Here is a 24,731-nt window from a genome sequence, read left to right as displayed (position 1 = left end):
CTGAACACACAAAAGCTCCGGGTAGTGCTGATTGATATCAGCACTACCCGGAGCTTTTGCGTTCCCTGCAAGAAGCCTTAGCTGGGGCGCAGCACCGGCATGAGCGCATCGATCACCGAGGAGTCCTCAATGGTTGAGGGCACCACGTAAGCTTCGCCGTCGGCAATTTGCCGCATGGTCTTGCGCAGGATTTTTCCGGAGCGGGTCTTGGGCAGCGCATCCACCACCACGGCGGACTTGAAATCGGCAACAGGTCCAATTTCGCGTCGCACCAGCGCAACCAGTTCCTTCTGCAAGTCTTCTGGGAGCAATGTCACCCCTGATTTCAGGACCACATAACCCACAGCCTTTTGCCCCTTGAGGACGTCGGCAATACCAATGACGGCGCATTCCGCCACGGCCGGATGCGTGCCGATGACCTGTTCAATGGCACCGGTGGAGAGCCGGTGGCCGGCAACGTTGATGACATCGTCAGTACGGCCCATGACAAAGACGTAGCCGTCCTCATCCTGGTACCCGGAATCGCCCGTGACGTAAAAGCCCTCAAACGCGCTCAAGTAGGAATCGATGAAGCGCTGATCGTCATTCCACAGCGTAGGCAGGGTGCCAGGTGGCAGCGGCAGCCCCAGCACAATATTGCCCTCCTCCCCCACAGCCACGTCCACTCCCATCCCATCCACGATCCGCAAATCAAAGCCCGGCATCGGCACAGTAGGCGAGCCAGCCTTGAGCGGCAGGGGTTCCAGCCCCCGAGGATTACCCACAATGGCCCAGCCGGTTTCGGTCTGCCACCAGTGATCCACCACAGGTACCCCGAGCACCTTGCCAGCCCAATGATAGGTATCGGTATCCAGCCGCTCGCCCGCGGTAAACAGCGTTTCCAGGCTGCCGACGTCGTACTTCTTCAGCAGTTCTGCCTCCGGATCCATCTTGCGAATGGCCCGCAGCGCGGTGGGGGCGGTGAACAGCGCCTTGACCTTGTGCTGCTCAATGACGCGCCAGAACGCGCCGGCATCGGGGGTGCCCACGGGCTTGCCCTCGTACATCACGGTGGTTGCCCCGGCCAGCAGCGGCCCGTACACAATGTAGGAATGCCCCACCACCCAGCCAACGTCGGAGGCTGTCCACCAGACATCTCCCTGAGCAATGTTGTAGTGATTTTTCATGGTCCACAGAAGTGCGACGGCGTGCCCACCGTTATCCCGCACCACCCCCTTGGGTGCCCCCGTGGTGCCCGATGTGTAGAGGATGTAGAGCGGGTCGCTCGCCTTCACCGGCACGGGTGCTGCGGGCTGCGCGTCTGCGAGCGCAGCATCCCAATCCACGGCATTCAGGCCAAGGGCAGCTGGATCGCCGGCAAAACCGTCCCGGTGCTTGATGATCACGGGCAGCTGCGGGACGCCGGCCTTGGTCAACGCCTCCTGAACTGTAGGCAGGTACTCCACCAGTCGGTTGGGCTCCAAGCCGCCCGAGGTGGAGACAACAACCGTGGGCGCAGCATCTTGAACACGCACGGCCAGTTCGCTGGCGGCAAATCCACCAAACACCACCGAGTGGATGGCGCCCAGCCGGGCGGTGGCCAGCATGGCGATGGCAGCCTCGGGAATCATGGGCATATAGATCAGGACTCGGTCGCCCTTGCCCACACCCTGAGCTCGGAGCACCCCGGCGAAGCGGGCCACCTGATCGGTGAGCTCCGCGTAGCTGTAGACACGCTGCATTCCTTGCATGGCGGAATCGTGGATGAGGGCAGGCTGATCGCCGCGCCCAGCCGCGACGTGCCTATCCAGTGCGTTGTAGCAAGTGTTGAGTTCACCGTCGGCAAACCAGCGGCCACGTGGAGACTGCTCTCCATTGTGTGCCTGCTTAGGCGCAACAACCCAATCCACAGCGGTGGCTGCCCCGAGCCAAAACCCTTCGGGATCGTTGATACTGCGCAGGTATTCGTCTTTATAGCTAACGGCGTTCAATGCCATGGTGTTGCTCCATCCACGTTGATGTGATGTGAGTCATGTTACCGCTCAACTTTGCGCCCTGACAACCACCAATGTATACATTATTTGAATTCTTCGGCAGAAATTTACCCAAATAACCCAATAATGCTGTTGCTTGTATACACAGAACAGGTATTGTGTTCTGTAAGCCACAGCTATTTGATGACTAACTTGAGCTATTGGAGGGAGAGACCATGCGAGCTAGCGAACGCGCTTATGTGGCGCTGCGCGCCGACATCATCGAATGGCGTTTAGCCCCCGGGACCGTGTTGGGCGAGGTGGAACTCTCCGCACGCTTGGGCGTATCCCGCACCCCTATTCGTGAAGCACTGGCCAAACTCACCGCCGAGGGCCTGACTGAACCACAAAGTGGGCGCGGTGTGGTGGTCAGCGCAATCTCACTAGACCATCTCGATGAGCTATTCGAACTCCGCACAGCTCTGGAATGCCGGGCGGCCGAACTAGCGGCCGATCGCTGCGAACCGGAAATCTTCCGCACTCTCCATCAGCAACTGACCAATGCGGGAGAACTTATCACCGCAGATGATCCCTCACGCGCTGACTATTACCAGCTGGCAGGCGACTTGGACGCGGCGGTGGATGCCGCCGTCGGAAATCACTACCTCACCCAGGCGCTGAAGAATCTGCGGGTCCATCTGGTCCGGGTGCGGCGATTGGGCAAGGACAACCCGGCTAGGCTGCGCGATGCGGCGAGGGAACACGCCGCAATTGCCCTCGCCATCGCCAACCGCAACCCCATAGTCGCCAGTGCCGCCACCACGGTTCACCTGGATAACAGCCTGCGTCATCTACTGAGTACCACCTCCTAAATCTTTCCCCCTTCTCTAGAAGTACTTTTTGAAACACCCTGCGAAAGGAACACCATGACAATTGATCACAACGTCCGCGTTTACAAGAGCGAAGAGAACCTGGCCCGCGAGGACCAGCTGGCCCACAAGATCGCCACCGTGGCTGCCGATCCCGTAGCCGTGACGGCCGAGGTCACAGACATGATCATCAACCGTGTCATCGACAACGCCTCCGTTGCCATCGCCTCCCTGAACCGTGGCCCCATTGTTGCGGCCCGCGCCCAGGCACTGACCCACGCACCGTCCACCGGTGGCGCTGGCGCCTCCGTCTTCGGCATCACCGAGAAGGTCTCCCCTGAGTGGGCGGCCTGGGCCAACGGCGTTGCCGTCCGCGAACTGGACTACCACGACACCTTCCTGGCAGCCGAGTACTCCCACCCGGGCGATAACATTCCCCCGATCCTCGCCGTCGCCCAGCACACCGGCGCCTCCGGCGCGGATCTGGTTCGCGGCATCGCCACCGGCTACGAAATCCAGGTTGACCTGGTCAAGGCCATCTGCCTGCACAAGCACAAGATTGACCATGTTGCCCATCTGGGCCCGTCCGCCGCCGCTGGCATCGGCACCTTGCTGAACCTTGAAGTAGAGACCATCTTCCAAGCCGTGGGCCAGGGCTTGCACACCACCACTGCCACGCGCCAGTCCCGCAAGGGCGAGATCTCCACCTGGAAGGCACACGCCCCCGCGTTCGCCGGCAAGATGGCCGTTGAGGCCGCCGACCGTGCCATGCGCGGCCAGACCTCACCGGTCCCGATCTATGAGGGCGAAGACGGTGTCATCGCCTGGATGCTCGACGGCGCCGATGCCCAGTACACAGTGCCGCTGCCCGCCGCCGGCGAAGCCAAGCGCGCCATCATGGACACGTACACCAAGGAACACTCCGCCGAGTACCAGGCACAGGCGTGGATTGACCTGGCCCGCAAGCTGCACGGCGAACACCCCGAGGCCACCGACCCGGCCAATGTAGCCAGCGTGCTCATCAAGACCAGCCACCACACGCACTACGTGATTGGCTCCGGCGCCAACGATCCGCAGAAGTACGATCCCACCGCATCACGAGAAACCCTTGACCACTCCATCCCGTACATCTTCACGGTGGCCCTGCAGGATGGCGCGTGGCACCATGTTGACTCCTACTCCCCCGAGCGTGCCGGGCGCCCCGACACTGTCGAGCTGTGGCACAAGGTGACCACGGAAGAAGACGCCGAGTGGACGCGCCGCTACCACTCCCTGGATATTGCCGAGAAGGCCTTCGGTGGCACGGTGGTCATCACGCTGACCGACGGCACCGTCATTGAGGACTCCATCGCCGTGGCTGACGCTCACCCGCTCGGCGCCCGGCCGTTCGCCCGCGAGCAGTACATCAACAAGTTCCGCACCCTGGCCACCGGCCTGGTCACGGAAGAAGAGATTGACCGCTTCATCGCGGCAGCAGAGAATCTACCCAACTTGGCCGCAGGGGAACTGGACCAGCTCAACATCACTGCAGCTCCCGGCGTCGTGGATCTGGCAGCCGCACCCAAGGGACTCTTCTAACATGTTGTACTCCAAGAAGACCGCTGAGGAAAAGCGCCGGGACCTGCGCGCCATGCTGGTCCCGGGCGCGGCCGTCCAGTTCCCGGGAGCCTTCAACCCGCTCTCGGCCCGCCTCATTGAGGAAAAGAAGTTCGACGGCGTGTACATCTCCGGCGCGGTGCTCGCCAACGATCTGGGCTTGCCGGACATTGGCATGACCACGCTGACCGAGGTGGCCACGCGCGGCGGACAGATTGCCCGCATGACGGACCTGCCGTGCCTGATCGATGCCGACACTGGTTTTGGTGAGCCCATGAACGTGGCCCGCACCATCCAGGAACTGGAAAACGCGGGGCTGGCCGGTTGCCACATTGAGGACCAGTTCAACCCGAAGCGTTGCGGCCACTTGGATGGCAAGAACATGGTGGATCTGGACACGGCTGTCAAGCGGATTGCTGCCGCAGCCGATGCCCGCCGCGATCCGAACTTCTTGATCATGGCCCGCACCGACATCCGCGCAGTAGAGGGCTTGGCTGCCGCCATTGACCGGGCCAAGGCCCTGGTCGACGCCGGAGCTGACGCGATCTTCCCCGAAGCCATGAAGTCCGTGGCCGAATTTGAAGCCGTGTGCAAGGCCGTCGATGTCCCCGTCTTGGCGAATATGACAGAGTTCGGCAAGAGCGAGCTCTTCACCCGTGATGCCTTGGCCGCCGCTGGCGTGGCCATGATCATCTACCCGGTGACCTTGTTACGCAGTGCGATGGGTGCGGCCGAGCGCGTGTTGGAGGCCATTGCAGCTGATGGCACGCAGGAAGCTGCCGTTCCGGAGATGCTCACGCGCGCCAGGCTCTACGATCTGGTTGACTATGAGGCGTACAACCAGTTTGATACGGGTATCTTCAATTTTCAGATTCCCAGCCTGGACATTGCCACCAACAACGCGAATCTCTAATCAACAACGTCGTTTGAAGAAGGAGTGCTCACTGTGAGTGAAGAAGAAGTACGCAAAGGTCTGGCCGGCGTCGTTGCCGATTACACGGCTGTTTCAAAGGTCAATCCCGAGTCCAACTCACTGTTGTATCGCGGGTATCCGGTCCAGGAGTTGGCCGCCAGCAAGTCCTTTGAAGAAGTAGCCCTGCTGCTCTGGACAGGGGAACTGCCCACCCCAGCGGAACTGGCTGATTTTGAAGCGTTCGAGCGCGCAAACCGCGCCCTCGATACACGCGTGAAAGCTGCCATTGACCTCTTGCCATTGGATTGCCACCCCATGGATGTGGGCCGCACCGCCGTCTCGGTTCTGGGCGCGGCTCATCCGCTGGCCGAGGATTCCTCCCCCGAATCGGAATTGGCCAAGGCAAAATCGCTCTTCGCGCAGTTCCCGGCAGTGGTCGCTTACGATCAGCGCCGCCGTCGTGGTTTGGAGTTGGTGGAACCCCGCGCCGATCTGCCCTACTCGGCCAATTTCCTGTGGATGACCTTTGGTGAAGAAGCAGCCCCGGAAGTCGTGGATGCATTCCGCGTCTCCATGGTGTTGTACGCGGAGCACTCCTTCAATGCCTCCACGTTCACGGCTCGTGTCATCACCTCAACGCTCTCGGATCTGCATTCGGCAGTCACGGGTGCCATTGGCGCGCTGAAGGGCCCGCTGCACGGCGGCGCCAACGAGGCCGTCATGCACACCTTTGATGAGATCGGCATCCGCAGCGATGAGACTCGCGAGGAAGCCGCCAGCCGCGCCAAGGCCTGGATGGAAGACGCCCTGGCGCAGAAGAAGAAGGTCATGGGCTTTGGCCACCGCGTGTACAAGCACGGTGACTCACGCGTTCCCACCATGAAGGGCGCGTTGGATAAGATGATCGAGCACTTTGATCGTCCCGAAATGTTGGGCCTGTACGACGGTCTCGAGCAGGCCATGGATGAGGCGAAGGCCATCAAGCCGAACCTCGATTACCCGGCCGGGCCCACGTACCACCTGATGGGCTTTGACACGGATATGTTCACGCCCATCTTCATCGCCGCCCGCATCACCGGTTGGACGGCGCACATCATGGAACAACGCGCCGCCAACTCGCTGATCCGCCCGTTGAGCGCCTACAACGGAGTTGACGAACGCCACGTGAGCTAACGCTCGAGCTTGGTCTTTGCGAATACTACGGCGCCGCCGCCCACCTCCCTCTGTGGAGATGGGCGGCGGCTTTGTTGTACGGGTACTGTGAAGGAAAGCAGTTCCAAAGTTGTGCCTATGCATTGGATACGGAGCATCGTGGAAAAATCATCTCTGACAGCGCTAGCCCGGGAACTTATGGTTTCCGCCAAGTCAAAATCCAGTGGCCGTGGAGCCAGAACAGTGTACGGCGGTCACGAACGTGTGCTGCGACAAACCGTTGTTGCTCTCACCGAGGGAAGCCTGCTGGATGAGCATGACAATCCCGGTGAAGCCACCGTGCAGGTTCTCAGCGGCCGCATCGTCTTGAAGGCTGCCGAGGTTTCATGGGAGGGCTCTCCGGGCGATCATTTGGTGGTGCCTCAGGCCCGCCATTCCGTGGAGGCGCTGGTGGACTCGACCTTCTTACTGACAGTGGTCAAACCCTAGCTCTACCACCACAGCTACAGCGGGGCTGCTAGCTGCCGAGTCGATCTTCCGGGATGGGTCCACTCGACGGGGTGTGCACGCTGGAAGCCACGGTTTCGTTGTCATCGTTCAGGACAACGTGCCAGTGGCCGCGCCCACCTGTGAGGAATGCTGGCAGCCAGTGAATCGCGTCTGCCCACATCTGGGCATGCGGCAGTTCCCCTACCGGATACCATTGCGGGGCAATTTCGCTGCTTTCTTGCGGCACGCCGTCGAACGTTCGGCAGAGGAACACTGTGGTGAACATATCCCAGGCCGGTTTGGCCGGAAACACGAATTCCACGGTTCCCGCGGGAACCAAATCCAGCGCCTGAATGGTGATGGAGGTTTCCTCAGCCACTTCGCGGCAGATGGCCGCAACAATGCTCTCGCCCGGTTCCACGTGCCCGCCAATCCCCACGACTTTGCCGGCACCCACACCCGTCTTTTTCAGTCCCAGCAGGACTTCTTCACCGGCTCTGCCGTCAATTCCGCTCGTATCACGGAGCAGGAAACACAGGGTTACATCGGCGGCAATCATGAATCCAGCCTAGCGCTCACTCTTACAAGCCGGTTCTACAAGCCGGTTCTAATAGTCTGTCCGGTTTGCATTGTTTCGCCACTGATCAAACGGATCTACGGCGCTGCCGGTGCTGGGGCGTGCCTGCGCCACCGGCATCAGGGCACCGTCATTTCCGGCGTCGAAGTAGTCGTAGAAGAGCGCATCATCAAAGCCGGCAGCTGCGGCATCGTGACGATCCGCGGCGAAGTACACGCGGCCGATCCGCGCCCACAACGCGGACGCCAAGCACATGGGGCAGGGCTCACAACTGGTGTACAGCGTTGCTCCAAACAAATCAAAGCTGCCCACACCCTGGCAAGCATTGCGAATTGCTGTCACTTCGGCGTGGGCGGTGGGATCCAAGGCGGCGGTGACCCGGTTCAGGCCCGCAAACTCCTTCCCGTCGGCCGTTACCACAATGGCGCCAAAGGGACCACCATTGTTGAGCACATTGTCTGAGGCCAGCTTTACGGCTCTGGCCAAATACCCTTCTGCCACAGACTGATCGGGGCCTTGCGATGCTTCCATGAGGGCTGCTCCTTCTATGCCGAGTATGCAGAGTGCGCAGGGGAACCGGACCATAACTGCTCCGGCCATGATGCGCCTGCCGAATATTTCGTGTGCCCAGGCGGGCGCCAAGGGACTGTTGCGCCCGCTTAACTTGAGACTAACAACCCCGTGTCCACTGACCAAGTTGCGCGTGAACGGCCCCACTATTGCCGCGCAGAATCACGGAATCTACGCACGGAGGGGTTGACTCCGGTCCAGAGGCCGGCGCGGCATGTACGCTCGATGTTAGAAGAACTGTTTTCTGCACCATTTTGCCTGCGACGACAATGAAGTTGGAGCATCACCATGAGCAACCTCGGCCCCTTACCCGACCCCCTGGTGGACACGGAGCCGGCGTTCACCGCCAACGGTACCGTGCGGCATTTTGGCCAAGTCCCCGCGCACACCACCGCCCTGGAGTGGCTGCGCGCCAATGGGCTCACGGGCGCCAAGGAGGGTTGCGCCGAAGGGGAATGTGGTGCTTGTGCCATTCTGGTGGCCCAAACGGATCGTGCCGGCGGAGCACGCTGGGCGGCTCTCACGTCCTGCCTGATTCCCATGGCTGCGCTCGACGGAGCTGAACTGGTAACAGCCGAAGGTCTGGGCACGCCGGAGAAGCTGCATCCGGTCCAAGCGGCCATGGCGGCAGCGGGTGGTTCCCAATGCGGTTACTGCACCCCAGGGTTTGTGTGCAGCATGGCCGCGGAGTTCTACCGGCTCGACCGCCAACCGCCCCCTGACGCAACGTCCCCGGGCGAGTCGGAGGGCGCCCATCCCGAAACCGGCCCGAACGGCTTCGACCTCCATGCCCTCAGCGGTAATTTGTGCCGTTGCACCGGCTACCGTCCCATCCGCGATGCCGCCTTTTCGCTGCCTATGGCCGACGACGACCCCTTCTCACGCCGTCGACTCACCAGCGCACCAGAATTTCGGCCCACGTTTCTCGAGCGGGACGACGGAATCTTCATCCGGGCCACAACCCTGCCTCAGGCCGTGGCCCTACTGGCCGAGAACCCCGGCGCCGTGCTTCTCGCCGGAAGCACTGACTGGGGCGTGGAGGTCACCATCCGGGCCAGGCGAGCACCACTGGTCATAGCCATCGAGAGCATCCCCGAACTGAACGTCATCCACAGTGACGACACAGAGATTGAGATTGGCGCCGCCGTACCGTTGTCAGAGATTGCAGCCGTGCTTGGTGATCGGGTGCCCCTACTTGCGCAGCTCATCCCCCAGTTCGCCTCCAGATTGATTCGCAACAGGGCAACCCTTGGCGGAAACCTTGGCACTGGCTCCCCCATCGGCGATAGCCCACCTGCCTTGCTTGCCTTGGAGGCCCAGATCGTTCTCGTCTCCGCCATGGGCGAGCGGGTCCTTCCTTTGGCGGAATACTTCACCGGCTACCGTGCCACGCTCAAGCGAGCAGATGAACTCATCAAGTCGGTTCGCATCCCGCTTCCCTATTCCAATGTCACGGCTTTTCACAAAATCGCCAAACGCCGTTTCGATGACATTTCCAGCGTTGCCGTCGCGTTCAGTCTCCACCTCGATGGGGGCATCATCACGAGCGCCAAGATTGGATTGGGTGGCGTGGCCGCCATCCCCTTACGAGCTCATGCCACGGAGTCCTTGCTCACCGGTCAGCCGTGGAATCGCGAAACTATCCGGCATGCCTCAGCAACACTCGAGCGTGAAGGAACGCCCATGGACGATCACCGGGCCGGCTCGCGCTACCGTTCCCTCATGCTCTCCGGCGCCTTGATGAAACTGTATGCACAGAACAGTGCCGCACCGGAGGTCTCATCATGAGTGCACTTTCGCACCGCCCCAGCGACCCCATCGTAGGCCAGCCGGTACCCCATGAAAGTGCTCGGCTGCATGTCACCGGCCAAGCCCTCTATACCGACGATATTGCCGCCCGCACCCCGGAGGTACTCACGGCTTGGCCCGTACAGTCACCCCACCCACATGCGAGGGTTCGCACCGTTGACACCGCTGCAGCACTCGCCATTCCTGGCGTGGTCCGTGTCCTGACGGGCGCGGATGTCCCGGGCATCAATGACTGCGGTGGCAGGGGCGATGAACCGCTCTTTCCGTCCGAGGCCATGTTCCACGGCCATGCCGTGGCTTGGGTACTGGCGGAGGACCAGCACACCGCACGGGCCGCGGCCGGAGCCGTCGCAGTTGACTATGAGGTACTGCCCTCCCTTGTCTCGGTGCGCGATGCCATCGCCGCCGGCTCCTTCCAGGGAACACCCAAAACCGTTAGCCGCGGTGATGCTCAGGCTGCTCTTGCCACAGCGCACAGAGTGTTCACCGGTGTTACCGAGTTTTCCGGTCAAGAGCACTTTTACTTGGAGACACAGGCGGCGTTGGCCACCGTGGACGAGGGTGGCCAACTTTTCGTGCAAAGCAGCACTCAGCACCCCTCGGAAACACAGGAAATTCTGGCGCATGTGCTGAACCGTCCCCACCACGAGGTCACTGTGCAGAGTCTGCGCATGGGTGGCGGCTTTGGCGGCAAGGAAATGCAATCCCATGGATTTGCGGCAATTGCTGCCCTGGGTACTCTTCTCACTGGCCGCCCCGTCCGGGTGCGTCTAAACCGCACTCTGGATATGACCATGACCGGCAAACGGCACGGATTCCACACCACCTGGGAAGCGGGCTTCGCCGAGGACGGAATGTTGCTGGCCCTAAAGGCCCAGCTCACCTCGGATGGTGGCTGGTGTTTGGACTTGTCCGAGGCCGTGCTGGCCCGCGCGCTCTGTCACGTGGACAACGCCTATTTCATCCCCAATGTGGATGTGCAAGGCCGTGTGGCCCGGACCAACAAGACTTCTCAAACGGCCTTCCGCGGCTTTGGCGGACCACAAGGGATGCTGCTGATCGAGGACATTCTTGGCCGCAGCGCCCCGCTACTTGGTCTAGCACCTGAACAGTTGCGCCGGAAAAACTTCTACCGAGAGGGTCAAAGCACTCCGTACGGCATGCCTGTACGTCACGCCAAGCGGATCGCTACCGTATGGGATCAGGTACTCGAACGTAGTGACTTCGCCACGCGACGCAACGAGATTGACGCGTTCAATACCTCCCACACCGATCAAAAACGCGGCCTGTCCATCACGCCTGTGAAGTTTGGCATCTCCTTCAACTTTGTGGCGTTCAATCAGGCGGGCGCCTTGGTGCACGTCTACAAGGACGGCTCGGTCCTCATCAACCACGGTGGCACGGAGATGGGCCAGGGCCTGCACACAAAGATGCTGCAGGTGGCCGCCACGGCGCTGGGCGTCCCGCTGGACTCGGTCCGCCTTGCACCCACCCGCACAGACAAGGTGCCCAACACCTCGGCCACCGCGGCCAGTTCGGGTTCAGACCTCAATGGTGGTGCAGTGAAAAACGCCTGCGAACAGATCGTGGAGCGACTCTCCGTGGTGGCCGGTGGCATGCTGGGCGCCTCAGCTCACGATGTCCGAATTTCTCACGGCACGGTGACCGCGCTGGGCGTCAAGAACAAGTCCTTCCCATTCTCCGAGGTGGTGAGTGTCGCGTACCTGCAGCGGGTCCAGTTGTGGGCTGCCGGCTTTTATCGGACCGAAGGACTGCACTGGAACGCTGAAACCATGCAGGGTGAGCCCTTCAAGTACTTTGCTTGTGGTGCCGCCGTGGCCGAGGTGGAAGTGGATGGTTTCACCGGCACCTATACCCAACGCCGGGTAGATATTGTCCACGACGCTGGGGATTCCCTCTCCCCCATTGTTGATATTGGCCAAATTGAAGGTGGCTACGTCCAAGGCGCGGGTTGGTTGACGTTGGAAGATCTCCGTTGGGACGAAGGCACCGGCCCAACTCGGGGCCGGCTCCTGACACAGTCGGCCAGTACGTACAAGCTGCCGAGCTTCTCGGAGATGCCGGAAATATTTAACGTCCACTTGCTGGAGCACGCCCAGGAGGAGGGCGCCGTGTATGGGTCTAAAGCCGTTGGGGAGCCACCCTTCATGCTGGCCTTCAGTGTGCGTGAAGCTCTCCGTGCCGCCGTTGCTGCCTTTGGCCCGAAGGGGCACAGCGTCACGCTGGCATCCCCGGCAACACCGGAAGCGGTTTTCTGGGCCGTCCAAGAATCCCACGAAGCTGCCACAGCTGCTCGCATATCCGCAATAGTGGAGCCGTAGCCGTGGACTGGCTGGAGGCAGCTGCGCTACTGCGAGAACAACAGGAAACTGCTGTTCTGGCTACCGTGGCCCAGATTCGAGGTCATTCACCCCGTGAGACCGGGGCCAAGATGGTTATTTCCGTTCAGGACTCGTGGGGAACGGTGGGTGGCGGGAACCTTGAGGCGGAGGTGATTGACCGTGCGAGGGAACTCATTTCCTCTGGGCAGGGAACCACGGAGCTGATGACCTTTGCCCTTAACGAGAAGGTCGCCACCCACCATGGGGTGCAATGCTGCGGCGGAGAGGTCAGTGTCCTCTTGGAGGTACTTGTTGCAAGGCGGACCGTGGCCATCTTCGGCATGGGCCACGTGGGCTACGAGGTCGCGCACATTATGGCCAGACGTCCCGTAAACCTGGTGCTTACCGATTCCCGCCCGGACGCGGTCACCCCGGAACGGATGCGGCCTTTGTTTGCAGGCCAGGCCGCGGTGAGCGTTCATCACGCGCCGGCCCCAGAGCTAGTCCTGGATGACCTTCCGCAGGGGGCCTTCATTCTTGTGCTCACGCATGATCATGCGGAGGACCTGATTCTGTGCGAGGCTGCGCTACGGTCCCAGCCGTCCTACATTGGGCTGATCGGCTCCCACAGCAAATGGCAGCGATTTTACAAAAAGCTGCGCGAAGAAGGTCACAGTGAAGAGCAGATCGGCCGAATTACCAGTCCCATCGGCCTGTCCTCCATCACCGGCAAGGATCCGGCGAGCATTGCCATCGCCGTTGCCGCGGATCTGACCATCCAGTGGGAGTCGCTCCAGTGCTGAACGTGCCCCCCGGCCACCAGTTATCAGCCGCGCATGAGTATCCATGACGGCAATTTCACGGGGAAGCTTCACTCGGCAAGGCACTGTCGCTTCAGTTACCCGTCCAGCATGGTCGGCTCGCAACTCACCGGGATTACCCCAAGGCGCGGGGGTGCGCTGCAGCGTACACTTCACGCAGCGCCTCGGCCGTGACCAGTGTGTAGACCTGGGTGGTTGTCACCGAGGCATGTCCCAGCAGTTCCTGGACCACACGTACATCGGCCCCACCTTCTAACAGGTGGGTGGCAAATGAATGGCGCAGTGTGTGGGGTGAAACCTCAACATCCACGTTGGCCTTCTCTGCCACAGTTTTCAGAATGGTCCACACGCTTTGGCGGCTGATGCGTCCGCCTCGGGTGTTCAGGAAGAGGGCTGGAGTGCCTTTGCCTTTGACGACCAATGAGGGCCTCCCCCGCACCAAGTAGGCTTCCAAAGCCCGCAGCGCGTACGAGCCGATCGGCACGATCCGTTCCTTGGAACCCTTGCCGAAGAGACGCACCAAGGAGGGACCGTCGTCGGATTCGGATGGCAGCACTAGATCATCCACGTCCAAGCCCACAACCTCGCTGATGCGCGCTCCGGTGGAGTACAAGAATTCCAGCATGGCTGCGTCCCGCAACCCGGCAGGAGTCTCCGAACCGGCAGCTTCTAAGATCCGTGTGACATCGTGAACACTAATCGCTTTCGGCAACCGCTGGCCAGCTTGTGGCGGGTGAATATCGGCGGCAGGGTCAGCATTACTGATGCCTTCAAGCGCCCAGAATTTGTGCAGACCGCGCACCGAAACCACCGTACGGGCTACCGAGCGAAGCCCTAGGGCCGATCCCCCATCGGCACCGTCAGAGAGGCCCTGCGAGAATTCGCTGATGTGGTGGCGGGTGATCTGCTCCACTTCAGTGATCCCGGCGGAGGCCAGAAAACTGCCATAGCGCCGCAGATCCCGTTCGTAAGCTTGGAGGGTATTAGGCGCCAAGCCACGCTCCACACTGACGTGCAGCAAATAGTCCAGAATGTGCCGGTCCACCGCACTCGGAGCTGCTGGAGGCAGCGGTTCGGGCGGTGCAGGTGGGGTCACTGCCCGCGCTGAGCCGGATGTTCCGGCCACGGGGCGTTGGCATCGCGCAGCTGACTGAAGCCGCTGAGGGAAGCCTGTGCTGCCGCCAAAATACCGACGACGGCGGACGGGTTATGGATGCGGCCGCTCAAGACAGCATCGGCAGCTTCGGCAAGGTCGACCCAAGCGAAGGTGATTTCGGCTTCTTCGTCGGTGCGCACGTGGCGCTCATCCTCAGGAACCATGGAAAGTCCGCGGGCCAGGTAAATTCTGATGGCCTCGCTGGATGATCCTGGGCTGGTGAAGTAGTCGGTGAGCACATGCCATTGGGCTGCTACCAGGTCCGCTTCTTCGGCAAGTTCGCGAGCAGCGCCAACAACAAAGTTCTCGCCCTCTATGTCAAGCAGTCCGGCAGGGACTTCCCAGAGGACCATTTGCACTGGATGCCGATACTGATTCAGCAGCAGCACCTGGTTTTCCTCGTTGAGCACCACCACGGCCACAGCCCCGGGATGGGCCATATAGTCGCGGGTGATCGGCTTAGCCTCAGGAGTGAGGCTGAAGGTATCGGAGACAATGTCCCAGATACGCCCTTGGTACACCGTCGAGGAGGACTGCAAGGTGCGTTGGCTAAACGTGTCCGCCAAAGTTCCGGAGTCCTGCCCCGTTGACGGTGTACCAAAGGTTGACACTTAGACCTCCAGCAACCGGGTGGCGTTCTGACGGACCAAAGCGGCAGCAATCAGGCCAGCGAACAGGGCGTGCGGCCGGGTGGGGCGCGAGCTCAGTTCAGGGTGGGCCTGGGTGGAGACGTAGTACGGGTGAACGTCCGCTGGCAGCTCCACAAATTCAACAAGCTTGCCATCGGGAGACGTTCCGGAGAACACCAACCCTGCAGCTGCGATCTGATCGCGGTACTTGTTGTTGACTTCGTAGCGGTGGCGGTGACGTTCGGAGACGTCAGTGGTTCCGTACGTTGTTGCAACAACGGAGCCTTCCGTGAGCACGGCCGGGTAGAGGCCCAAACGCATGGTGCCGCCAAGATCGCCCTTGCCGTCCACAATGTCCTGCTGCTCTTCCATCGTGGCAATAACGGGGTAGGTGGGGTTGTCGTCAAACTCCGAGGAGGATGCGCCTTCCAAACCAACCACGTTACGGGCGTACTCGATGACCATGGTCTGCAAGCCAAGGCACAGTCCCAGTGTGGGGATCTGGTTTTCGCGGGCAAACTTCAAGGCACCCAATTTGCCTTCGAGTCCACGGATACCGAAGCCACCTGGAACGCAGATGGCGTCAACGTCAGCCAAGGCCTTCTTGGCGCCAGCTTCCGTAGCGCAGTCATCCGACGGGACCCAGCGGATCTTCACACGTGCGGCGTTGGCGAAACCGCCGGCGCGCAGGGCTTCAGTGACGGAGAGGTAAGCATCCGGCAGGTCGATGTACTTGCCTACCAAGGCAACTTCAACGTGGTGAGCCGGGTTGTGCACAACCTCAAGGAGCTTGTCCCACTTGGTCCAGTCAACATCCTTGAAGGACAGGCCCAGAGCCCGCACAATGTAGGAATCCAGGCCCTGTGAGTGGAGGGTCTTGGGGATGTCGTAAATGCTGGGAGCATCGGGGCAACCGATGACGGCTTCCACATCAACGTCGCAGGCACGGCCAATCTTGACATGCATGGCCTCGGGCAGAACCCGGTCCGAACGCAAGATGAGCGCGTCGGGCTGAATACCCAAGGAGCGCAGCGCAGCAACGGAGTGCTGTGTGGGCTTGGTCTTCAGCTCGTGAGAAGGACCAATGTAAGGAACCAAGGAAACGTGTGCGAAGAACACATTGTTGCGGCCCACGTCCTGACGTACCTGGCGTGCTGATTCCATGAACGGCTGGGATTCGATGTCGCCTACCGTGCCACCGATTTCGGTGATGATGACATCGGGAGGGTTGGAGCCCTCAGCAGGCAGGCGCATGCGCCGCTTGATTTCATCGGTGATGTGCGGGATGACCTGGACGGTATCGCCCAAGTACTCGCCGCGGCGTTCCTTCGCGATGACGGTGGAGTAAACCTGGCCAGTTGTGACGTTGGCAGATCCTTCCAAGTTTTCATCGAGGAAGCGCTCGTAATGGCCAATGTCCAAGTCAGTTTCGGCGCCATCGTCCGTGACGAAGACTTCACCGTGCTGGAAGGGATTCATTGTGCCTGGATCCACATTGAGATAGGGATCGAGTTTCTGCATTGTGACCGACAGGCCACGTGCACGCAGCAGATGACCGAGGCTTGAAGCCGTCAGCCCTTTGCCGAGCGAGGACGCGACTCCGCCAGTGACGAAGATGTGTTTGGTCGTCTTGGACTGACCACTGAACCGGGAATTTGATCGTTGCACCACGGAATTCGAGCCTATCATCTAATGAGCCAATATACGTTCGCGAACGGCACACATTTTCTGCGCGACCACCCCTTGTTTCTACCCTGCTACCCGCGCACCCTGAGCTAAAAGCTCCTTGGCGTGGGCCTGCGCGGTGGCTGAATCCTCCTGTCCAGCAAGCATTCGGGCCAATTCCACCACCCGCTCCTCGTAGTCCAAAAGCCGGACATTGCTGGTGGTAATTCCTGTTGAGTTTTTGCTCACAGAACTCTTGGTGACCAGAATATGTTGGTCGGCAAACGCTGCCACTTGCGGCAGGTGTGTGACAACCAAAACCTGGACATGTTCGGCCAGCATGGCGAGCCTGCGGCCAATTTCCACAGCCGCCTTGCCACCCACCCCGGAGTCAACCTCGTCAAAGACAAAGGTGGGCACGGGGTCCACTGCTGCCAGCACCACTTCCAGCGCCAGCATCACGCGGGAGAGCTCACCACCGGAGGCTCCCTTACCTAGGGGGCGCGGCAGGGCTCCGGCGTGGGGGGCCAGTAAGAAGGCAATGTCATCCTCACCATGGATGCTGCGCTCGGTAGCGGAGATCTCAATGACCAGTCTGGCGTCGGGCATGGCCAAAGCCTTCAGCTCGGCGCTGACGGCTTTGGCGAGCTTCTCGGCTGCCTTGCGCCGCAGTGCGGTGACCTCCCCCGCCAAAGTCCCGAGCTCAGCCACGGCCGATACTTCTTCGGCTTCGAGGGACTCGATCCGGCCGGAGTCATCACTCAATTCGCTCAAGCGCACCCGTGCGGCGTCGGCCCATTCGATGACTTCATCAATGCTCGGGGCATATTTACGGACCAAGACAGCCAGTTCCCCGCGCCGGTCTTCCACCTCGGCCAGCCGTCCGGGCCCCTCGGTGTCAAGGGAGGTGGCGTAGCTGGCCAGATCCCTGGCAATATCGGCCAGTAGATAGCCAACTTCGGAGAGCCGTTTGGTGGTTTGGGCCAGTTCCTCATCACTGTCAGCCACAGCCTCCACGAGCCGTTTGGCATTGTCCACGAGCGTTACGGCGTCCAAACCATCACCGTAGTCGGCAGCGCTCAGGGCCTCATGGGCACCAAGCGTAGCCTTACGCAGCTCTTCCACATTGCCCAGTTTGACGGCTTGGGCTTTGAGAAGCTCATCTTCCGCTGCGAGAGGTTCGACGGCGTCAATCTCCGCCAGCGCCGTGGTCAACGATTCGGCTTCCCGCAGTCGCTCCCGGCTGGCCGAGCGCAACTCCTGCAACTCGCTCTGGATGGCTCGCCAACGCTCGAACACGCCCTTGTAGCTGCGCATCTTGGCCGCAAATCCTTTGTTGGCCTCGGCCGCGAACTTATCCAGAGCCACACGTTGGGCCGACGGGTTTTTCAAACGGATCTGATCCGATTGCCCATGCACGGCCACGAGAGCATCGCCGATCTCGTTGAGCACGCCGATGGGTGCGCTGCGACCGCCCACATGGGCACGGCTACGCCCGTCGGCGTTGACTGTGCGGGCCAGAATGAGTTGCGCACCGCCGTCGAACTCGTCAATCTCGGCGCCAGCTTCCAGGGCCCGCAACAACACAGGATGCCCGGTTGGCAAGGTCACGGTGGCTTCCGCGGAGGCAGTCTTGGCGCCGTTGCGCACAGCCCCGGCGTCTGCCCGGTTACCCAGCAAAAGTCCGACGGCGGTCACCACCATGGTCTTTCCGGCACCGGTTTCGCCGCTGACAACGCTCAGCCCGGGGCCTAGCGGAAGAACGGATTCAGAGATGACGCCCAGGTCTCGGATACGAATTTCTTCAATCATGCTTTAGTCCTGCCCATAGAATCCCGTGGTGCCCGAATAGCTGCTTTCCTGGTGCGGAATGGTCAGGTCGGGAACCTGGGGAATCTGACCCGCGGGCGGCCCTTCCAGGGGCCACTTGGGCTTGGGCGGCTTGATGATGGGCAACTGGGTGGTGGGCGTTGGTGATTCTTCCTCGGAAGGACCGCGCCAGCCCTGCACGGGGAGTTCAAATTTGCGCACCAGACGTTCGGAAAAGGTGGACTGTTGGGTCCTGGCCAGCTTGACCGGCTTGGGTGAGCGGGTGACCTCGATGCGGGCACCGGGCAGCAATTCCACAGTGCGCCGGCCATCGCACCAAATGACCCCGTGGGCCCCGTTGCGTGTCAATACCTCCACAGCGAGGGTGGAGGTGGGCGCAACAACCAAGGGCTTAGCGAAGAGTGCGTGGGCACTGATGGGCACCATCAATAGCGCTTCCACCCCGGGCCACACCACCGGTCCCCCGGCAGAGAAAGCATAGGCCGTGGAGCCCGTGGGGGTGGCCATGACCACGCCATCGCACCCGTAGGAGGTCAGCGGACGGCCATCGACTTCGGTGACCACTTCAATCATGCGTTCGCGGTTTCCTTTTTCCAGGGCAACCTCGTTCAGCGCCCAGGTGTGCGCGACTACTTTGCCCGCGACTCTGACTATGACGTCCAGGCACATGCGCTCTTCCACTACATACCGGCGCTGGACAACAGCGGAAACGGTTTGGATGAGCTCCTCGCGTTCACTCTCGGCTAGGAAGCCCACGTGGCCCAGGTTCACTCCAAGCAGGGGAACATCGTACTCTCGGACAATCTCGGCGGCTCGCAAAATGGTGCCGTCACCGCCCAGCACCATGACAAGTTCAATGTCGGCTAGGGTGACGTCTCGGTCCAGGATCTCCATGTTGACGCTGGAAACGCCCAGATACCCTGTCATGTCGGCGAGTTCCTCGGCGTACATAACAGGGATGATGTTGTTTGCATGAAGCTCTACGCACGCTTCAAGGGCTGCAAGCATCGACTCTTCACGGCCGGTGTGGGCCAGAATCAAGACGCGCCGTGTCATGTGCTTATTCCTCATCATCGTCTAGCTGTGCCGCTTATGTCTGTTCTGCTCAGGCCAAGACGGCTGAGGCAGGCTCAGGGCCAGAGCTGCGATAACAACTGTTCCACAGAACTGTCCTGTTCTTCGATCATAGGTGCAGGCACCGACGCTAGGCGGCTGGCCAACAGAAAATACTCAACGTTTCCGTCTTGGCCCGGCAACGGGCTCACCCCGAGACCCTCCAAAAGTAGCCCACTTGCTACCGCAGCGGAGGCAACCAGGGCCACTGCCCGGCGTCGTTCATTCTCACTGCTGACCACACCGGTGCGGGCCAGACGGTCCTTGCCCACCTCGAATTGCGGCTTGACCATGAGCACCAGTTGCCCGCCCACCTTCGTGGACAGTGTCAGCGGCGCCATGACGAGGGTGAGCGAAATGAAGGACAGATCGCAGACGGTGAGGTCCGCGGGTCCACCAATGTCATCGGGCATCATGTAGCGGATGTTCAGGCCTTCGTGGACGGCCACGCGAGGATCGTTGCGCAGCGCCTCAACCAATTGCCCGTGCCCCACATCCACGGCAACCACGGATGCGGCACCCTTGCGCAGCAGCACGTCCGTGAAGCCGCCCGTGGATGCGCCAGCGTCCAGGCAGCGTTTGCCGGCCACGGACACCTCGGGGAAATGCTTCAGCGCGCCAGCGAGTTTGTGTCCGGCGCGGGAGACGTAGTCTTCTTCCGTGCCAGGCATGACCTCGAGCGCGGATTCGGCATCCACGGCGAGGGCCGATTTTAGTGCCGGAACGCCGCCAACGCTGACGCGGCCAGCTTTGATGAGGGTGGCTGCAACGGTGCGCGAGCGGGCCAGCCCACGGTTTACTAATTCTTGATCAAGACGGGTCATGAACTCACCGGATTCTGGGGTGCGTTGGGGTTTCCGGCGGTGCCGACCGCCGCGGCTGCTGCGTTCACAGCAGCCGCGGGATCGGCATCAAGTTCACGTTCCAGGCCTTCGATGACGCGCGAGTACAAGGCCTTGTGCTCGCCAACTGGCAGCTGAGCAGTTTCGCCAGCCAACGCGACTAGCGAATCAACTGCGGCATCGCCGGTGGGCTCGGACGCGCTCATGGCAGCTCCGAGGACCACTGCAAGAGCGGATCGGTGCTTACTGTGGTTTCCGGAACAGCCAACCACCATGCTGCGCAGGCGGCACGCCAGGCGTCAAGGTCCTCGGCAGTGCCGTTGATCTGCACGGACCGGATGCCCTCTACATCTGCCACGACGCAGGCAGTAGCTCCGCCGCAGGTGACGGATCCGGCGTCGAACGTCAGCTCGGGATAGGGGGCATAAAGACCGCCCAGATCCGCGATGATGAACTGCGGGCGTTCGACGGTACGTGCCCGCAGCGCCGACTCGCAAGAGTCAACGCCGGTCAGGACCAGCGCGGTGGCCATATGGGCGTTATTGCCGCCGAGAATATCGGTGTCCAGCCGGTCCCCCACCACCAGCGGCGCTTGGCTGCCCAAACGGTTGGCGGCGGTGTGGAACAGGGGCGCTTCAGGCTTGCCAGCAACCATTGGGTCAAATCCGACGGCGGCACGCACCGCCGCGACGAGGGTCCCATTTCCGGGCGCAATACCGCGATCACGGGGAATCGTCATGTCGGTGTTAGTGGCAATCCAGGCGGCTCCACCCTTGATAGCGAACGTCGCCTCAGCGAGATCTGCCCAGCCGAGGGTCGGATCAAATCCTTGGATCACCACGTCAGGAGCATCGTCGGCGCTGCCAACAACTTGCATGCCCAGGGCTTGTACTTCCTGAGCGAGCGCAGTGCTCCCAGTGACAAGCACCTTGGAACCGGCAGGGAACTTCTGAGCCAAGAGAGCGGCACCAGCCTGAGCGGAACTGACCACTTGATCATCGTCGGCAGGGGCACCCAATTCGCGCAAATGTGCCGCGACCTGCGCTGGCGTACGTGACGCATTATTCGTCACGTACGCCAGCTTGACGTTCATCGCGGCAAGGCCGTTCAGAGCGTCAATAGCGCCGGGGATGGCGGCTGGACCGGCATAAACTACGCCGTCCAGATCCGCCAGCACCGCATCATATGCAGTCAGCAAGATATTAGCGCTCACTGCTGCGCTCGTCGGAATCCTCGCCTTCGGCGGCGTTGAATTCGTCTTCCTCTGCACTATCGGCGTCTGACTCAGCATCGTCGGATTCGAAGTAGGAGGACTCAGCGTCATCCACATTCGGCTCATCCTGCTGCTCAACGTCAGCTTCGCCGTCGGTCAGTTCTGCGCTCTCTGCCTTAGCGGCGTCGTCCATGACGGGCGGGGTGGCCGGTGCCATGACGTCAGCAACACGGACGCGAGGACGTGGGGAATCCAGCGGGATTTCCTCATCGTCGCCGAGATCCATGATGATCTGGTCGAATCCTTCGTCGATGCCGAGTGCTTCTTCGGCTACGAGTGCCTGACGCTCCCACGTCTTAGCTTCGTCCTTGCGACCAGCTGCGCGCAGCACCATGGCATAGGCACGGAACAGTCGGGGGCTGAAGGAGAAGGCGCGGTTCAAGTCCAACTGCGGGATTTCCAGAGCAGACAGGGCCGCCTCCATCTCACCGAGGTCGCCGCGAGCACCGGACTCCACAATGGCCAGTTCCACCTTGCCGGCAGTGTCCAAGGTTTCTGCGTCCTCTGACTTGATCAAGTCAATGGCACGGTCGGGACGGCCCAAACCGCGTTCGCAATCTGCCATGAGCGGCAGGTGAACGTTGGAGCCACTGATACGGCGGAAGGTGCGCAGTTCGCGCAGCGCTTCGCCGTACTTGCCAGCTGCATACGCAGTCATGGCAACAGCTTCACGGACACAAGCCAAACGGCCACCGCGACGGCTTGCTGCAAGGGCGTGCTCGAAGGCCAGTTCAGGAACGAAGTCAATCAAACGACCGGCCATGACCAGGTGCTTGGAAACCCATTCGTTGTTGCGGGAATCCAGGATGCGCAGCTGGGCGCGAGTTACCTTGTCCAGCTCTTCACCGGTCACATCAGCATCAATGTGCGGTGAACGGTCGCGATCTGGGCGGTTGGAGCTGCGCAGATCTGATGCATTGCGCTCCGGAGCGACGCGGGGGCCGCGGTTTTCGCGGTCACCGTAGGAGGGGCGGTCGTTGCTGCGTGCGGGACGGTCGTCACGGTTTCCGTAGGACGGGCGTGAGTCACGGTCGCCTGCGGGACGGGCGGGGCGGTCACCGGCAGGACGAGCCGGGCGGTCACCGTACGGGCGGCCACCCTGGCCACCGCGGTTATCGCGGTCACCGTAGGACGGGCGGTCGTTGCTGCGTGCGGGACGGTCGTCACGGTTGCCGTAGGACGGGCGTGAGTCACGGTCACCGGCGGGACGGGCGGGGCGGTCACCGTACGGGCGGCCACCCTGGCCACCGCGGTTATCGCGGTCACCATAGGACGGGCGGTCGTTGCTGCGGGCCGGACGGTCGTCACGGTTACCGTAGGACGGGCGTGAGTCACGGTCGCCAGCGGGACGAGCCGGACGGTCACCGTATGAGGGGCGGTCGTTGCTGCGTGCCGGACGGTCGTCACGGTTACCGTAGGACGGGCGTGAGTCACGGTCGCCAGCGGGACGAGCCGGGCGGTCACCGTATGGGCGGCCACCCTGGCCACCGCGGTTATCGCGGTCACCATAGGACGGGCGGTCGTTGCTGCGGGCCGGACGGTCGTCACGGTTACCGTACGACGGGCGTGAGTCACGGTCACCAGCGGGACGAGCCGGGCGGTCACCGTATGGGCGGCCACCCTGGCCACCGCGGTTATCGCGGTCACCGTAGGACGGGCGGTCGTTGCTGCGGGCGGGACGATCGTCACGGTTACCGTACGAGGGACGTGAATCGCGGTCACCAGTGGGACGGCCACCCTGGCCACCACGGTTATCACGATCACCAAACGGCTTGCGGTCTTCGCGGCGTCCGTTGACCATAGGACGGTCAGCACCCCGGTTATCGCGGTCACCGTAGGAAGGACGGTCATTGCTACGGGCAGGACGGTCAGCCTGGCCACCACGGTTATCACGATCACCGTATGACGGACGGTCGTTGCTACGGGCAGGACGGTCACCATAGGGACGTCCGCTCTGGCCACCGCGCTCATTGTAGGGACGCGCAGGTTGGCGGTCGTTCGTAGCGGGACGCTCAGAGTAAGGACGGCCGCCTGTCCCCTTGTTGTCATTACCGCGAGAGTTGTCCTCGCGCTTACCTTCGTACTGCTCAGCCATGCCGACTCCTAAACCTTCGAGCGCACTAACTGGCACAGTAACAGCCGCTCTTCACTATTGATGTTGTTCGAAAAAATCCATGAACCCATTGGTCCATCCTCTAGTCTAGTCGAGCTGAACGGCTCCACCCATGAATCTCGCGTATCTGGACAAGATGAGTGACCAATCACAAACAAAGACGTTGCCTGAATCACTGTGCCGGTCTGGTGTTTGCTCCCAACTGATCGTTACACGCGTCATCGTGTCATGCACAGCTTCAAACTTCACGTCGACGTCATGAGATCCCAGTGTTTCCTCACCAAGGGTCCAATGGAAACTGATCAGCGTCGGTGCCTTCAATTCCACAATGTCAGCCCAGAGGACTTCTTCGTCGTCTTCTGATTCTTCGACTAGATGATCGGACAGAAGCGCCACATGGCTGCCATCACCAAAAACGCTCTGTTCCGCTACCGGCCACCAAAGGTGAATAGAGTCTGCGAAACCGTCGAATGCCTGCATGTCAGGCACGTCAACAACAACTGACTGTTCAAACTGCTCGGCATCGCGCGGAGAAATGTAGTCCGGCTCATGGGTGTGGGAAAAAAGGTTATGCATCAGGCCACCCTACTCTTCAAGTACCTTAAGGACATGCCCCTTGCTTGCAGGAAATCCGACAACGCCTGGCCGATAGCCGGTCATTGTGGCGTCAGGCTCATCCGAGTGCCCATTGGGCACCCACGCCACAAACGTCATGTGGAGAGTTTTCTCATAAGTATCATGCAGGACTAATAGTTTTAACAGGTCAGTTTGTGGGGAAAAGCGATAGCAAAGCCCTTGGACAACTCCACAGGCAAAGAACTCAAATTCTTCAATCAGTTCTTCCGCGACCGATCCCAAAATCCGGCCGGCTACACGTGTCTTTAAACGAGTGTGGCCACCCTGGTAGGGGTGGCCATCACTGTTTTTGGGTGTTAATGTGGGGAGGCCCCGCACCTTGTGTGGTGCGGGGCCTCGACCCTTTTTTACGTGTTGTCCGGCGGTGTCCTACTCTCCCACATC

21 protein-coding genes are annotated in these 24,731 nt (G+C 61.2%); 8 read left to right on the top strand and 13 right to left on the bottom strand.

The genetic code is table 11. The annotated features are described in order from the left end of the window. Positions 1-77 precede the first annotated feature (77 nt). Positions 78-1,976 carry an AMP-binding protein gene (locus tag AB0P14_RS17425; RefSeq protein WP_363845264.1) on the bottom strand — a complete coding sequence of 633 codons (1,899 nt, stop codon included), beginning with the start codon at positions 1,974-1,976 and terminating at the stop codon, positions 78-80. A gap of 212 nt (positions 1,977-2,188) precedes the next feature. Between AB0P14_RS17425 and AB0P14_RS17420 the strand changes: the two genes are divergently transcribed. The 5 genes from AB0P14_RS17420 to AB0P14_RS17400 all read left to right on the top strand — a co-directional run bounded on the left by AB0P14_RS17420 (position 2,189) and on the right by AB0P14_RS17400 (position 6,971). Beyond that, positions 2,189-2,824: a GntR family transcriptional regulator gene (locus tag AB0P14_RS17420; protein WP_363845261.1), complete on the top strand. Its 636-nt coding sequence runs from the start codon at positions 2,189-2,191 to the stop codon at positions 2,822-2,824. Between the two features lie 54 nt (positions 2,825-2,878). Then, complete coding sequence (locus tag AB0P14_RS17415; protein ID WP_363845257.1) at positions 2,879-4,399, top strand: MmgE/PrpD family protein; 1,521 nt, start codon at positions 2,879-2,881, stop codon at positions 4,397-4,399. Position 4,400: 1 nt separating this feature from the next. Continuing rightward, positions 4,401-5,330: a methylisocitrate lyase gene (prpB, locus tag AB0P14_RS17410; RefSeq protein ID WP_363845254.1), complete on the top strand. Its 930-nt coding sequence runs from the start codon at positions 4,401-4,403 to the stop codon at positions 5,328-5,330. Between the two features lie 33 nt (positions 5,331-5,363). Beyond that, positions 5,364-6,503 (top strand): bifunctional 2-methylcitrate synthase/citrate synthase, encoded by a 1,140-nt coding sequence (locus AB0P14_RS17405; RefSeq protein WP_363845251.1) that lies wholly within the window; start codon positions 5,364-5,366, stop codon positions 6,501-6,503. Between the two features lie 138 nt (positions 6,504-6,641). Beyond that, on the top strand, positions 6,642-6,971 hold the full coding sequence (locus AB0P14_RS17400; protein WP_363845248.1) for a cupin domain-containing protein: 330 nt from the start codon (positions 6,642-6,644) through the stop codon (positions 6,969-6,971). A gap of 28 nt (positions 6,972-6,999) precedes the next feature. Here the strand turns inward: AB0P14_RS17400 and AB0P14_RS17395 are convergent, their stop codons facing one another. Next, entirely contained in the window at positions 7,000-7,530 is a 531-nt protein-coding gene (locus AB0P14_RS17395) for an 8-oxo-dGTP diphosphatase (protein WP_363845245.1), read from the bottom strand. 48 nt (positions 7,531-7,578) lie between these two features. After that, entirely contained in the window at positions 7,579-8,079 is a 501-nt protein-coding gene (locus AB0P14_RS17390) for a nucleoside deaminase (protein WP_363845242.1), read from the bottom strand. 327 nt (positions 8,080-8,406) lie between these two features. On the opposite strand from AB0P14_RS17390, the gene AB0P14_RS17385 reads away from it, so the two are divergent. The 3 genes from AB0P14_RS17385 to xdhC are packed head-to-tail and all read left to right on the top strand — an operon-like array spanning position 8,407 to position 13,072. Beyond that, positions 8,407-9,906: an FAD binding domain-containing protein gene (locus tag AB0P14_RS17385; protein WP_363845239.1), complete on the top strand. Its 1,500-nt coding sequence runs from the start codon at positions 8,407-8,409 to the stop codon at positions 9,904-9,906. Then, the gene (gene xdhB, locus AB0P14_RS17380; RefSeq protein ID WP_363845236.1) at positions 9,903-12,269 is read left to right on the top strand and encodes a xanthine dehydrogenase molybdopterin binding subunit; all 2,367 of its coding nucleotides are present in this window, start codon (positions 9,903-9,905) and stop codon (positions 12,267-12,269) included. The genes AB0P14_RS17385 and xdhB overlap by 4 nt, the downstream gene beginning before the upstream one ends. 2 nt (positions 12,270-12,271) lie before the next feature. Beyond that, on the top strand, positions 12,272-13,072 hold the full coding sequence (xdhC, locus tag AB0P14_RS17375) for a xanthine dehydrogenase accessory protein XdhC (RefSeq protein WP_363845233.1): 801 nt from the start codon (positions 12,272-12,274) through the stop codon (positions 13,070-13,072). A gap of 133 nt (positions 13,073-13,205) precedes the next feature. On the opposite strand, the gene xerD is transcribed toward xdhC, so the two are convergent. The 10 genes from xerD to AB0P14_RS17325 all read right to left on the bottom strand — a co-directional run bounded on the left by xerD (position 13,206) and on the right by AB0P14_RS17325 (position 24,287). Further along, positions 13,206-14,186, bottom strand: a complete 981-nt coding sequence (gene xerD / locus AB0P14_RS17370; RefSeq protein WP_363845230.1) for a site-specific tyrosine recombinase XerD — start codon at positions 14,184-14,186, stop codon at positions 13,206-13,208. Further along, positions 14,183-14,812 (bottom strand): NUDIX hydrolase, encoded by a 630-nt coding sequence (locus AB0P14_RS17365; protein ID WP_363845302.1) that lies wholly within the window; start codon positions 14,810-14,812, stop codon positions 14,183-14,185. Before AB0P14_RS17365 ends, xerD begins: the two co-directional genes overlap by 4 nt. Positions 14,813-14,857: 45 nt before the next feature. Next, positions 14,858-16,564 carry a CTP synthase gene (locus AB0P14_RS17360; protein ID WP_363845227.1) on the bottom strand — a complete coding sequence of 569 codons (1,707 nt, stop codon included), beginning with the start codon at positions 16,562-16,564 and terminating at the stop codon, positions 14,858-14,860. Between the two features lie 60 nt (positions 16,565-16,624). Further along, positions 16,625-18,352 carry a DNA repair protein RecN gene (gene recN / locus AB0P14_RS17355; protein WP_363845224.1) on the bottom strand — a complete coding sequence of 576 codons (1,728 nt, stop codon included), beginning with the start codon at positions 18,350-18,352 and terminating at the stop codon, positions 16,625-16,627. 3 nt (positions 18,353-18,355) lie between these two features. Next, a complete protein-coding gene (locus AB0P14_RS17350; RefSeq protein ID WP_363845221.1) occupies positions 18,356-19,426 on the bottom strand; it encodes an NAD kinase in 1,071 nt (356 codons plus the stop codon). Positions 19,427-19,500: 74 nt separating this feature from the next. Continuing rightward, entirely contained in the window at positions 19,501-20,307 is an 807-nt protein-coding gene (locus AB0P14_RS17345; protein WP_363845218.1) for a TlyA family RNA methyltransferase, read from the bottom strand. After that, the gene (locus AB0P14_RS17340; RefSeq protein ID WP_363845215.1) at positions 20,304-20,531 is read right to left on the bottom strand and encodes a hypothetical protein; all 228 of its coding nucleotides are present in this window, start codon (positions 20,529-20,531) and stop codon (positions 20,304-20,306) included. The genes AB0P14_RS17345 and AB0P14_RS17340 overlap by 4 nt, the downstream gene beginning before the upstream one ends. Then, the gene (locus tag AB0P14_RS17335) at positions 20,528-21,538 is read right to left on the bottom strand and encodes an HAD-IIA family hydrolase (protein ID WP_363845212.1); all 1,011 of its coding nucleotides are present in this window, start codon (positions 21,536-21,538) and stop codon (positions 20,528-20,530) included. The genes AB0P14_RS17340 and AB0P14_RS17335 overlap by 4 nt, the downstream gene beginning before the upstream one ends. Further along, positions 21,528-23,693 (bottom strand): hypothetical protein, encoded by a 2,166-nt coding sequence (locus tag AB0P14_RS17330; RefSeq protein WP_363845210.1) that lies wholly within the window; start codon positions 23,691-23,693, stop codon positions 21,528-21,530. Before AB0P14_RS17330 ends, AB0P14_RS17335 begins: the two co-directional genes overlap by 11 nt. A 105-nt stretch (positions 23,694-23,798) precedes the next feature. Beyond that, a complete protein-coding gene (locus tag AB0P14_RS17325) occupies positions 23,799-24,287 on the bottom strand; it encodes a hypothetical protein (protein ID WP_363845207.1) in 489 nt (162 codons plus the stop codon). Positions 24,288-24,731 lie beyond the last annotated feature (444 nt).

It is taken from the genome of Specibacter sp. NPDC078709, assembly GCF_040686795.1.
In the GTDB taxonomy this organism is placed as follows: Bacteria; Actinomycetota; Actinomycetes; order Actinomycetales; family Micrococcaceae; genus Specibacter.
This window is presented reverse-complemented; position numbering and strand designations above follow the sequence as displayed.

Excerpts from the sequence above, each read along its gene's own strand:
- AB0P14_RS17345 (WP_363845218.1), bottom strand. The coding sequence starts at position 20,307 with ATGACCCGTCTTGATCAAGAATTAGTAAACCGTGGGCTGGCCCGCTCG.
- AB0P14_RS17350 (WP_363845221.1), bottom strand. The coding sequence starts at position 19,426 with ATGACACGGCGCGTCTTGATTCTGGCCCACACCGGCCGTGAAGAGTCG.
- prpB (WP_363845254.1), top strand. The coding sequence starts at position 4,401 with ATGTTGTACTCCAAGAAGACCGCTGAGGAAAAGCGCCGGGACCTGCGC.
- AB0P14_RS17415 (WP_363845257.1), top strand. The coding sequence starts at position 2,879 with ATGACAATTGATCACAACGTCCGCGTTTACAAGAGCGAAGAGAACCTG.
- recN (WP_363845224.1), bottom strand. The coding sequence starts at position 18,352 with ATGATTGAAGAAATTCGTATCCGAGACCTGGGCGTCATCTCTGAATCC.
- AB0P14_RS17330 (WP_363845210.1), bottom strand. The coding sequence starts at position 23,693 with ATGGCTGAGCAGTACGAAGGTAAGCGCGAGGACAACTCTCGCGGTAAT.
- AB0P14_RS17395 (WP_363845245.1), bottom strand. The coding sequence starts at position 7,530 with ATGATTGCCGCCGATGTAACCCTGTGTTTCCTGCTCCGTGATACGAGC.
- xdhB (WP_363845236.1), top strand. The coding sequence starts at position 9,903 with ATGAGTGCACTTTCGCACCGCCCCAGCGACCCCATCGTAGGCCAGCCG.
- AB0P14_RS17420 (WP_363845261.1), top strand. The coding sequence starts at position 2,189 with ATGCGAGCTAGCGAACGCGCTTATGTGGCGCTGCGCGCCGACATCATC.
- AB0P14_RS17425 (WP_363845264.1), bottom strand. The coding sequence starts at position 1,976 with ATGGCATTGAACGCCGTTAGCTATAAAGACGAATACCTGCGCAGTATC.
- AB0P14_RS17325 (WP_363845207.1), bottom strand. The coding sequence starts at position 24,287 with ATGCATAACCTTTTTTCCCACACCCATGAGCCGGACTACATTTCTCCG.
- AB0P14_RS17390 (WP_363845242.1), bottom strand. The coding sequence starts at position 8,079 with ATGGAAGCATCGCAAGGCCCCGATCAGTCTGTGGCAGAAGGGTATTTG.
- AB0P14_RS17360 (WP_363845227.1), bottom strand. The coding sequence starts at position 16,564 with ATGATAGGCTCGAATTCCGTGGTGCAACGATCAAATTCCCGGTTCAGT.
- AB0P14_RS17340 (WP_363845215.1), bottom strand. The coding sequence starts at position 20,531 with ATGAGCGCGTCCGAGCCCACCGGCGATGCCGCAGTTGATTCGCTAGTC.
- AB0P14_RS17385 (WP_363845239.1), top strand. The coding sequence starts at position 8,407 with ATGAGCAACCTCGGCCCCTTACCCGACCCCCTGGTGGACACGGAGCCG.